Source organism: Glaciecola sp. G7-5, from assembly GCF_055808975.1.
On the sequence record NZ_CM147892.1, the window covers coordinates 2,007,276 to 2,018,901 of the forward strand.

Annotated in this window: 10 protein-coding genes and 1 pseudogene; 2 read left to right on the plus strand and 9 right to left on the minus strand. The window is 43.4% G+C overall.

Going from position 1 to position 11,626, the window contains the following annotated elements:
- The 7 genes from AC0L6H_RS08720 to xdhA are packed head-to-tail and all read right to left on the minus strand — an operon-like array spanning window position 1 to window position 8,041.
- Complete coding sequence (locus AC0L6H_RS08720; RefSeq protein ID WP_473393816.1) at window positions 1–1,206, minus strand: urate hydroxylase PuuD; 1,206 nt, start codon at window positions 1,204–1,206, stop codon at window positions 1–3.
- Complete coding sequence (gene guaD, locus AC0L6H_RS08725; protein WP_473393817.1) at window positions 1,193–2,515, minus strand: guanine deaminase; 1,323 nt, start codon at window positions 2,513–2,515, stop codon at window positions 1,193–1,195. Before guaD ends, AC0L6H_RS08720 begins: the two co-directional genes overlap by 14 nt.
- Complete coding sequence (uraH, locus tag AC0L6H_RS08730) at window positions 2,515–2,838, minus strand: hydroxyisourate hydrolase (RefSeq protein WP_473393819.1); 324 nt, start codon at window positions 2,836–2,838, stop codon at window positions 2,515–2,517. Before uraH ends, guaD begins: the two co-directional genes overlap by 1 nt.
- On the minus strand, window positions 2,835–3,359 hold the full coding sequence (uraD, locus tag AC0L6H_RS08735) for a 2-oxo-4-hydroxy-4-carboxy-5-ureidoimidazoline decarboxylase (protein WP_473393820.1): 525 nt from the start codon (window positions 3,357–3,359) through the stop codon (window positions 2,835–2,837). Before uraD ends, uraH begins: the two co-directional genes overlap by 4 nt.
- Window positions 3,359–4,249 carry a xanthine dehydrogenase accessory protein XdhC gene (xdhC, locus tag AC0L6H_RS08740; RefSeq protein WP_473393822.1) on the minus strand — a complete coding sequence of 297 codons (891 nt, stop codon included), beginning with the start codon at window positions 4,247–4,249 and terminating at the stop codon, window positions 3,359–3,361. Before xdhC ends, uraD begins: the two co-directional genes overlap by 1 nt.
- Entirely contained in the window at window positions 4,240–6,594 is a 2,355-nt protein-coding gene (gene xdhB, locus AC0L6H_RS08745; protein ID WP_473393823.1) for a xanthine dehydrogenase molybdopterin binding subunit, read from the minus strand. Before xdhB ends, xdhC begins: the two co-directional genes overlap by 10 nt.
- Entirely contained in the window at window positions 6,587–8,041 is a 1,455-nt protein-coding gene (gene xdhA / locus AC0L6H_RS08750; RefSeq protein WP_473393824.1) for a xanthine dehydrogenase small subunit, read from the minus strand. Before xdhA ends, xdhB begins: the two co-directional genes overlap by 8 nt.
- A 254-nt stretch (window positions 8,042–8,295) precedes the next feature.
- Between xdhA and AC0L6H_RS08755 the strand changes: the two are divergent.
- Both AC0L6H_RS08755 and puuE read left to right on the plus strand, forming a co-directional pair.
- Window positions 8,296–8,844, plus strand: a pseudogene (locus AC0L6H_RS08755) (TetR family transcriptional regulator C-terminal domain-containing protein); the annotation flags it as partial.
- A 60-nt stretch (window positions 8,845–8,904) separates the two neighbouring features.
- Window positions 8,905–9,843, plus strand: a complete 939-nt coding sequence (gene puuE / locus AC0L6H_RS08760) for an allantoinase PuuE (RefSeq protein ID WP_473394501.1) — start codon at window positions 8,905–8,907, stop codon at window positions 9,841–9,843.
- Between the two features lie 12 nt (window positions 9,844–9,855).
- On the opposite strand, the gene AC0L6H_RS08765 is transcribed toward puuE, so the two are convergent.
- Window positions 9,856–11,187 carry an NCS2 family permease gene (locus tag AC0L6H_RS08765; RefSeq protein ID WP_473393826.1) on the minus strand — a complete coding sequence of 444 codons (1,332 nt, stop codon included), beginning with the start codon at window positions 11,185–11,187 and terminating at the stop codon, window positions 9,856–9,858.
- Window positions 11,188–11,241: 54 nt separating this feature from the next.
- On the minus strand, window positions 11,242–11,610 hold the full coding sequence (locus AC0L6H_RS08770; protein WP_473393827.1) for a cupin domain-containing protein: 369 nt from the start codon (window positions 11,608–11,610) through the stop codon (window positions 11,242–11,244).
- Between the last annotated feature and the right edge of the window lie 16 nt (window positions 11,611–11,626).

Consider the following 11,626-nt stretch of genomic DNA (forward strand, 5'->3'; position numbering starts at 1 on the left):
TTATTTTGACTCTAGCCACTTCACCAGTACCAGCCTTTCTTGCTCTGTCATATTGGTTTTATTCATTAGGGGCATGTCTTTGGTGACCGCTGTGCGGTGTACAATAAGGTCGGCTTTTGCTTCTATTTGTGCCCATGTGTCAAACATAACCCCAAGTGGTGCTGTTGTGAAAATAGGGTCACTGGGTGCTGCGGCGTGGCAACTGCTGCAATGGGTCGAGACAATATTTACTACTTCGCTTTGAATTGGGCTTAGCGTTTCTGCGCTTGCGCTATTTGCATATTCAGTGCTGCTTGACGCCACAGGTTTAGGCCACGATACGAAAAGCGCAAGCGCTGCCATCGCTATTGCACCAATAACTAAAATAGAAGGTTTATTTACGCCATTGTGTTTAAGGTTGAAAAAGTGGCGAACATAAGCTGATATCGCAATGATACAGGCCAGTACTAACCAATTTAATTCATGCTGGTAGGTCATTGGGTAATGATTGCTGATCATGACAAAAAGCAGTGGTAAGGTAAAATAGTTGTTGTGTACCGAACGTAACTTCGCGTTTGCACCCCACTTAGGATCGATTTCTTTTTGATTGGCAACAGCATCAACCATTTTGCGTTGTGCCGGCATAATATTAAAAAACACGTTTCCTACCATAATTGTGCCCATAAGTGCGCCAACATGAATATATGCGCCTCGGCCACTAAATAATGACGCCGCTACCCAACATGACAATACAAGCAGTATAGATACAAGCAAAGCACACATTTTAGAGTGTAAGGCTAATTTACTCCGGCAAGCTAATTCATATAAAGCCCAACCTATCACAATAAAAAGTAGTCCAAAAATAATGGATTGCGCTGGCGTGAGTGCTTGCACCTTAGGGTCAATCAAATAAGCCGATGCGCCAAAGTAGTAAACCAATACAAGCAAAGCCATACCACTTAACCAAGTGGTATATGCCTCCCATTTAAACCAATGCAGAGTGCTTGGCATTTTTTCTGGACCGTATTGATATTTTGCAACTTCGTAAAAACCGCCACCGTGAACGGCCCATAAGTCGCCTTTTATTCCTTTTTCTTGCTTCCATTTTGGTGGCGTACGCAGGCTATTGTCTAACCATATAAAATAGAATGACGCGCCAATCCACGCAACGCCTGCAATTACATGAAACCATCTGACCAACAATGATAACCAATCAAGCCATGGCATAAATTCTCTCCTGTGCTAATTCTTTACAATTTACGCCAGCAATGTAGGTAGCTTCTACTGCGCGGTCATCGCCTAAAAAACTTAACGCAAATACGATATCTTCGGCGCTTTCACAGGCCTGTAAACGCAGTGCGCTAAGTTCATTGAAGTTAGGGTTTAGTACTATAAAATCGGCAACACTATTTGGGTTTAAGTTACCTATTTGGTCACTTAGTCCATATGCGCTGGCTGGACCTTGCGTCATCATATACAAGCCTGCTAATGCGCTTAGCGGGCGCTGTTGTAATTGGCTGATTTTATAGGCCTCACCATAGGTACGTAACATGTTAAATGTGGTGCCTGCGCCAACATCTGTTGCTAATGCAATAGAAACATTGTGTTGTTGCGCTTTTTCAAGGTCAAACAAACCACTGCCTAGAAAAAGATTAGAGGTAGGACAAAATACCGCGCTTGCCCCTGTTTCTGCTAAGCGCTCCCATTCGGATTCATACAGGTGTAAACAATGACCAAACAAGGAACGCGAATGCACCATGTGGTAATGGTCATACACATCCAAATAGCTTTTGTGACCTGGATATAGCTCTTTAACCCAACTGATTTCTTGATGATTTTCTGATAAATGCGTTTGTATAAATACGCTTGGATGCTCTTTTGCCAGTTCACCTAATAGGGCAAGTTGCTGTTGCGAACTGGTGGGGGCAAAACGAGGGGTTAAGGCATATAAATTACGCCCTTGGCCATGCCATTTGTTGATCAAATCATTGCTTTGGATTTGTGCAGATTCTGGCGTGTCTTGTAAAAAATCAGGGCAATGTCTGTCCATGCAAACTTTGCCAGTGATAAACGCCATATTGTAGTAAGAAGCCTCACTGAACAAAGCGTCAACGGAGTGAGCGTGAACACTGGCATAAGCAAAGGCGGTTGTTGTGCCGTTATTAATAAGCTGTGCGATAAAGTGCTTAGCTATTTTGTTGCAATAACTAGGTACTGAAAATTTTTGCTCTGTAGGAAAGGTATAGTTTTCTAGCCACGAAAGTAACTGGTCACCGTAACTAGCAATCATCTCGGTTTGTGGATAGTGGATATGGCTATCTATTAGGCCAGGCAGAATTAAACGGCCACTGTAGTCTATTTCGACGCAGTGTTTATAAAGTGCCTTTATCGTTGGAAAATATCCCACCGCTATTATCTTTCCACCCTCTACAACCAGTGCGCCGTCTTTGAAAAATGTCGCGTTGTCTTCAGGCTCTGTGGTGGCCTTTTGAAAGTGTAAAATACTCGCCCTATATAATACTAATCCTTGATTCACTAACTACCCCTATACGAGCTAAAGCCAAAAGGGGATATCAAAAGAGGGACATGGTAGTGGCCTCCATCGCTTTGCATTTCAAAGCAAATATCAACATGAGGATAAAAACTAGCACCGTGGGCGCTGAGTAAATACTCTTTACAATAAAACCGCAATGAATATATTCCAGAGCTAAATTCAATATCTCCCCAATCACTAAAGCGACCATCTTGGTTGGTAACGCCGCTTACTTCTTGTCCATTGGGCAGGGTTAGCACGAGCTTCATGTTGCTCGCTGGTTTGCCACTGGTGGTATCTAATACATGGCTAGATAAACTAATCATGGTTGGGGTTCCTCAATACTTAGTAATTTATGTATACGCAACAAGGTTATTTTCATTTGCTCATTTGCGGCGTTAATAATTTCTTCTTCAGTTGTGTTACCTATACGCAGCTCTAATTGCGCTAACATTTCTGTTGCCGACAAGCCCGTGGCGCATATGATAAAAATAAAGCCATGTTTCTCTAGGTAGTCATGATTAGCTTTTTGCAGGCTAAGTAGCGTCTCTTCACTGGCCGCCGCTGCACCTATTTGCTCAACACTCGCCATCGATTTTGTGTGGGCAAACTTAGCCCGCAAACTACTTATGTCTCCTATCATGGGGTGGCCTTTAAATGCTTCTAGCAGATCTGCATCTTGCATTTTTTCCCACTGCCTTACTGCGATTCTTTCAATGTTGTTTATTGATGTATAAGGGCGTGCTTTGACCATGAGTGTTGACCAGCGACTAGACGTACAAGTTTGCATAAACCAGTCAAGCGCATCATCAAAAGGGAGAGAATTTAGGTCATTAATTGTCGTCATTATTTGTTTTCCAAAACGCCAAGCGATGTTTGCGAAGGGCGCTTGTTAATATTACCTTTAGCGTCGTTTGCATGCAGCAAACGGATGAGTTGTGCACTTATTGAGATAGCGACTTCTATAGGTCGTTTACCGCCAATACTCAAATCTCCAACAGGGCTTGTTAGTTTTTTAATGTCGGTTTGGTTGAAACCGCGATGCGCTAGCTTATGCACAAAACGTTTGGCCTTAGTTTGCGAACCTATCATGCCTATATAATCTAGTTGTTTATGTTTCAAGGCAGTTTTGACTAACTCATAATCTAATTGATGATTGTGAGTTAGAATTAACACCCAAGACGCTGGCGCTAGTAACGTGACTTCTTCGCAGGGGTCGTCATTTATAATGGCCCTTACATTGCTATTGGCCTGGGCAATCGACATTGCAGCACTATGCACGCCTTGGTCATCAAGACTGCTTGTGAAGAATGATTCTCGGTTGTCTATCCAATCAATTTGAATTGGTAATTGAGCTAGTATGGGAACCAAAGCTTGTGCAACGTGGCCTGCGCCAAATATCGCCAACTTTTGCTGGTGTGCAAGCATGACCTCAAAAAGCACTTTCACAGCACCACCGCAACACTGGCCTAATTTACTCGACAAGGGATAGGATTCTGTTTTTTGAAGCGCTTTTCCTTTTGCTAAGTATTCTCTGGCTTTATTAACAACCTCGTATTCTAAATGTCCGCCACCAATCGTATCAAACTGGTTGTCATCACTAATGACCATCTTGGTACCTGCGTCACGAGGGGTCGAGCCGGCGCTTGATAGTAAGGTCACCAAAACATAGCCACGGCCCTGTTGCTCGCATTCGTTCAAGGCCTGATACCAAGGCTTTTTACTGCTTATTTGCATGGAGCCTCCTGAGCTTTAAAAGCGTCGTTGTTTTGTATATCAACAACGGCAGCTAAAATCCGCTCTGGTGTTGCTGGTGCGGATAAATCTGGGTCAACGCTATAATTGCTGATGCTCGATATCGCGTCTTTTAATGCACACCAAACTGAAATTGCCAGCATAAAGGGCGGTTCACCCACCGCTTTGGAATGGTAAATGCTATCTTGGGCGTTGGGTCTATCATAGAGCTTTACATTGAATACTTCGGGAGTATCACCAATAGAGGGTATTTTATAGGTCGCTAAATTATTGCTAATTAGCTTACCGTTACTATCCCATTTTAAATCTTCGTTTGTTAACCAACCCATACCTTGAATAAAGCCGCCTTCAATTTGTCCTTTATCAATAGCGGGGTTAATGCTGTTGCCTACATCGTGTAAAATATCAACGCGGTTAACAATGTTTTCGCCGGTGAGCGTGTCAATTGTGACTTCGCTAACCGAGGCACCGTAGGCGAAATAAAAGAAGGGGCGACCTTTTGCGGTTTCGCGATTGTAGTCAAGCTTGGGCGTTTTATAAAAGCCACTAGCCGACAAGGAAACACGAGCAAAATAGGCCTTTTGTATCAAGTCTCGCCACGGCAATGAATGTGAGCGACAATGAATATGACCCTCTGCAAAATAAACGTCATTTACGTCTCCTCCTACTTCATCTGCATAAAACTCAGCGAGTCTGCGTTTAATCACAATACAGGCGTTCTGTGCGGCTTTACCGTTTAGATCGGTGCCGCTTGATGCCGCTGTTGGAGATGTATTAGGCACTTTATCAGTACGAGTTGCCGTAATATCTACTTCACTGCTATTAACGCCAAACTCATGCGCTACAATTTGGCAAATCTTGGTGTGCAGGCCTTGTCCCATTTCAGTGCCGCCATGATTGGCTTGAATGCTGCCATCTGTGTATATATGTACTAGCGCGCCGGCTTGATTTAAGTGTTTTGCCGTAAACGATATGCCAAACTTAACCGGTGTTAATGCTAAGCCTTTTTTAATAACGGGACTATTTTTGTTAAATACTTCTATTTGTTTACGGCGCTCCCAATACTGACTGCTATGTTCGAGATCATTGATAATATCAGGTAGTAAGTTGTGCTCGACTTCCATTCCATAAGGTGTTGTATTACCGCCATTGGCACCATACAAATTCATCTTTCTGACCTTTAATGGGTCTTGGCGTGTTTCTCTGGCAATGCGATCCATCATTTGTTCAGCCATGATCATGCCTTGTGGCCCACCAAAGCCCCTAAATGCGGTATGAGAAACTTGATTTGTTTTCAAGCGGTTTCCTCGAATAAAGCAATTTCCGATGTAGTAAGCGTTGTCAGCATGAAACATGGCTCTATCAACAATCGCATCAGATAAATCGGGCGAATGGCCACAGTTGCCATTTAGTTCAATCTGAGCGGCGCTAATGATGCCTTTTTTGTTATAGCCAATGGTAAAATCATTCTCAAAGGGGTGTCTTTTGCCGGTGGCTACCATGTCTTGGTAGCGCGGTAAACGTAACTTAACTGCGCAGCGTTGTCTTGTTGCAAAAATCGCTGCTATACACGCCCATTGGGCAGCTTGGGTTTCTTTGCCACCAAATCCGCCTCCCATTCGGCGCATGTCAACGGTCACCTTATTGAGCTTTACGTTGAGTACTTCAGCAACTAGCTTTTGTACTTCGCTCGGGTGTTGGCTCGATGCATAAATCAGAATTCTATCTTCTTCTTCGGGCACAGCCATGGCTACGTGGCCTTCTAAATAGAGGTGCTCTTGGCCGCCAATACTAAGCTGTCCTTTACTAATACAAGGCGACTCTTGCAAGGCTTTTGCTAGATTACCTTGTTTCATCTCATGGGGAGGCCGTACGGTTGAATGAATCGCTTTAGCTTGGTCAATGGTATGCACACCCGCGCTGCCTTTGGTATTTACTATCGCTTTAGTTGCACCGATGCGCGCTTGTTCAACGGTGTTGGCAAGCACCGCAAATAAGACCTGCCCATGGTATTTTATTTCACCGTCTGCAAATATTGGATCGCCTTTAAACACCGGGCCAATATCTGTATGTCCGGGTACATCGGCAAGGCTAATAACATCTATTACTCCAGGACTTGACCAAACCTCTTTTAGTTCTAGTCCCATAAGCTCGCCGCTGGCGCTCTGACTTAAGCCAACGGCTGCGTGTTTAAGGTTTGCAGCAACAGGCAAGTCATCAACATAGTTGGCAGTGCCGCAGACTTGTCTAATAGCGCTTTCATGAGCTGGTATTTTCGCTTCACTTGAGTCAGTGCTTTGCTTAAAAGGCTGAATGAGTTTACGCATGATTCACCACCCTCGTAACAATAGTATTAGTTTTGCTTGTAGTCTCTAACCAACATCTGTGCCAAAGATTGCCTAAGATCTCGCGACGGTAGTTAGCACTAGCGCGCACATCATCTATGGGAGAAAACGAATCCTGCAGCGCCTTTTTACCCAAGCTTACACATTCTTTATTCGACCAGGTTTTACCTAATACACTATGTTCTAATGATGGGCTTGAGTCTGGTGTGGCTGCTACGCCACCAAAGCCGGTGCTTATTGCGGTGACTTTGTCATTCTCTAGAGTTAGATTGATAGCCATACACACCGCTGAAATATCGTCTTCCATACGCTTTGATACTTTGTACACTACCAGCGTTTGATTTGCCGACGCCAAGGGAATGTGAATTGTTTTTATCCATTCATTCGCGTGCATTTGGGTTTGTTTATAGCCTTTGTAGAACTCTTTTAGTGCAATTTGCCGCGTTTTTTCACCATTATCGAGCACCAGCGTTGCATTTAAGGCAAGCAATAAAGGCGGCATATCACCAATAGGAGAGGCGTTTGCAATATTGCCTCCCAGCGTTGCTTGATTGCGAATAGGAACGCTAGCAAAGCGTTCGAACAGTTCTTGCGCAGCGGGGAAATGCTGAAGGAAAACAGCTTGTATATCTGTTAGTGTACATGCAGCGCCAATTTCTAATTGCGCTTTGCTTAGCTTTATTTGCGATAATTCAGGCACATAACTAACGCTGATTAGCTTGTCTAAAGGCTGTAACTGTTGAGTGTGTAGCAAGGCTAAATCAGTACTGCCAGCCACAAGATGTGCCTTTGGAAAACGGCTAAGGCATTGCGCTAGCTCTTCACGCGAGCGAGGTAACAACAGGTTGTCACTCGAAATCGTGTCACTTGTTGCAATGCTTTGTAGTCTATTGATAATCAGAGAATGGTCGTCAGACGCCATGCTGTTTGGTGACTTGTTGTTGGTCGCTTCTAAACCCGCGTTAATTATAGGTTGATATCCGGTGCAGCGGCATAAATTACCAGACAAGGCATTCACAATATCTTGTCGCTGCGCTTTATTATGATGTTGATAAAAGGCATATAAAGACATCACAAAGCCAGGAGTGCAGAATCCGCATTGGCTTGCATTAGCGTTGACCATTGCTTGTTGTACTGGGTGTAGAGTATTACCAGAGCGCAAATATTCAACGGTAAGAATTTGTTTGCCGTGTAAGGCTGACAAAAAGGTAACACAACTATTTATCGCTTTAAATTCAACGGGTTGGGGAGTGCCTTCACGCTCTGAAACTTTAGCGCTAACGACTGTACACGCGCCGCAGTCACCTGACGCGCAGCCTTCTTTTGTGCCGCACAGTCGTTTATTATCACGTAAAAAATTGAGCAAGCTAAGGTCAGCTTTTTCATTTTTTATTTCGACTAATTGTTCGTTTATAAAAAACTGAATCATAGTGTGTTAATCCGTTAGTAGATTATCTTCAGTAGCATAGTATGTAGTTAATGCAAAAACCAGATGCAAAAACTAGACCGAATGGTCAGTTTTCTGGCTAAAATAATCGCCTTGGATAAAAAACCAAATAAGGATAGGCAGGCCCTATTCAATTTATTATGATAGTAGAAAAAACAGAGCAGGGAAGTAAATTAACGGTGAAAGAGAAAGTTAAGTCAGTCAGCAGTATTGGTGAAAAAAGACGCTCGTTAATTATGTCTTCAGCGCTGAAAGCATTTGCTGAAGATGGTTTTAAAGGTGCGTCAATACAAAAAATTGCAGATGCAGCTAAACTACCAAAAGCAAATGTACTGTATTATTTCCCTTCAAAAAAAGCACTCTACTCACATGTGATGCAAGAAATATTAAGCATGTGGAATTCAAGCTTCGATAGCGTCACTGTTGATGACTGCCCGGCTCAATCCTTAGCAAATTACATTGCAGAAAAAATGGAAATATCGAGGCTTCATCCTTATTCATCAAAAGTCTTTGCTATTGAAATCATTAATGGCGGCGCAAACTTAGATGACTCTTTTAAAAAGAGTCATCGTGAATGGGTTAGCGGGCGTATTGCTGTTATTAATGCTTGGATAGAGGCCGGCAAACTCGACTACATACACCCTGAGTATTTGCTTTATAACATTTGGTCAAGTACCCAGCATTACGCTGATTTCTCTTCACAAATATGTCAATTGAGAGGCAGTGTTATGCGCAAAAAAGACTTCGCAGAAGCAACCAATACTGTTGTAAATATTATTCTCAAAGGATGTGGATTGGCAGTGCCAATTGCTTACACTAATCAATTAAAAAGTAGAGTTTCGCATATGACAACCGCAACGACAGCAAACGAATATCCGCGTGATCTTATTGGTTATGGTGAAAAGCCTGTTCATCCTAAGTGGCCAAACAATGCAAAAATTGCTCTCCAATTTGTCATCAACTATGAGGAAGGCGGTGAAAATTGCGTGCTTCATGGAGATAGCCATTCTGAAACATTTTTATCTGAAATAATTGGCGCACAAGCCTATGAAGGGCGTCATATGAGTATGGAGTCTTTGTACGAATACGGCAGTAGAGCAGGTTTTTGGCGTCTACATCGATTGTTCACTAATCATGCCTTTCCGGTCACTGTGTTTGGCGTGACAATGGCAATGCAGCGCCACCCTGAAGCGGTCAGTGCAATGCTCAAGTCGGGTTGGGAAATTGCGAGCCATGCAATGCGATGGGTGCATTTTCAAGATATGCCTGAAGAGCAGGAAGAGGCGCAAATCGATGAAGCAATAATCCTTCATGAACGCTTAACTGGCAGTAAGCCAAAGGGGTGGTATACAGGTAGAACAAGTCCTAATACCTTGGCTTTGATCGCCAAGCGTGACGACATTATGTATTGCGCCGATTCCTATGCTGACGATTTACCTTACTATGACTATCACTATGAAAAACCGTTATTGATGGTCCCTTATACACTAGATACCAACGACATGAGGTTTGCGTCACCACAAGGGTTTAATACTGGGGATGATTTTTACCAATATATAAAAGATGCCTTTGACGTATTATATGAAGAAGGGCAAACCCAACCCAAAATGTTATCCATTGGCTTACATTGCCGAATTATTGGGCGTCCTGGGCGATTGAAAGCCTTGGCTCGTTTTCTTGACTATATTGCCACACACGAAGACGTGTGGGTTTGCACGCGCCAACAGATTGCCGAGCATTGGCTGGCGCATTACCCGCCCAATTTGCCAGCCAATAAGGGCTAACGCTTTTTACTGCTATTTTAAATCCAACACGTAGCGAACTAAGAAAATAATTGCCATTATGTAAGTAATGGTATTTACTTTTTTGTAGTCTCCTATGCCGACTTTAATGCCTACATAAGTAATAAAGCCTAGCGCGATACCTTCACTAATGCTAAAGGTGAGTGGCATAGCCATTAACGCGATTGTTGCGGTGGCCAGACTTGCCATATCGTCAAACTTGAGTGAGCGGATAGAATCCATCATAAAAATGCCCACCATTACCAAAGCAGGCGTAGTTGCCATAATCGGGATGACTTTCATAAGCGGTGATAAAAACAAGGCTAGTAAAAAACATATCGCAACGACAACCGCTGTTAAGCCTGTGCGCCCACCAGCCGCCGCCCCTGCGGCTGATTCAACATAGCTTGTCACCGGCGATGTGCCCAAACCAGCACCTACTACACTGGCGGCAGCGTCGGCTGTCATCGCTTTGCCCATTTTGGGTAAATCGCCATTTTTGTCAGTCAAATTAGCGCGTTTCGACACGCCAATCAGTGTGCCTATGGTGTCAAACATATTCACAAACATTAAGGCGAAAATGAGATCCCAAGTAGCTGCGAAATTTTCGATTGGATAGCTAAGATCCATTGCTAGAAAGGTACTCGATATTGGTTCAGGCATGCCAACAATGGCTTCTGGCATGGCAGTTAAATAACCTGTTTCAGTGGGGATGAATATGCCGATTATGGTTAGCGTAATAATGGAAAGTAAAATGGCCCCGGTCACTTTTTTGATGACTAATATGATGGTAAAAATGATGCCTAGAAAAGCGAGTAAAACGGCAGGCTCTGATAAATCACCTAAACTGACAAAGGTGGCTGGGTTGTCGACGATTAAACCAGCATTTTTTAAACCGATGAAGGCGATAAAAAGCCCAATGCCGCACTGTACGCCAATTTTCAAAGAAGAAGGTATTGCATCGGCTATCTTTTTTCGTACGCCTGATATTGTGAGCAACATAAACAGCACGCCATTGTAAAACACAATGCCTAATGCAGCTTCCCAAGGAATTTCACGGCTCATACAAATGGTGAAGGCAAAAAATGCGTTTAAGCCCATGCCAGGCGCAAGGGCTATTGGATAATTTGTTAGCCAAGCCATCAGCAAGGTGCCAATACAAGATGCGAGCGCGGTCACGGTAATCAAGCCCGCGACAGGCATGCCGCTTAAGCCTAAAATACTAGGGTTGACTATCAATATGTAAGACATGGCGGCAAAGGTCGTAAGCCCTGCAATTACTTCGGTTTTGATTGTTGTATTGTGTTGACTTAAGTCAAACATCTTATCAAGCAAGCGACTTGTCATTTGGTATCCTTACTAGGGTGTAAATTATTAAAAAGTAGTAAACCTGATTCGTTTCTAGGTAGTCGAGATACCGTCTGGTAATGTTACAAAAATAGAGTGTCGTACTTCGTTATTAAGGGCTTTACTGCAGTGCCCTTGTCCCCATGTGTCTTCAAGCATCAGAACAGAGCCTGCGCCAAGTACTAATTTATCGCCGTTACTAACCGTGAACTCTGCTGCACCTTTTATAATGAAGAGCAATTGCCTAGCAGGCGCTGGATGCCACTTAAAATCATAGTTAGCAGGTGTTTCTCTAAAGATGACATCGCCTGCAGCAGATTTGCTTGATAACAAACCAATAGGGCCGCCATCACGCAAGGGGATATCGATTTCTCCCAAAACACTGTTGCCAACATCGTCAGTGTATATTCTTGGCACAATCATTAATTATTCCTTTTAA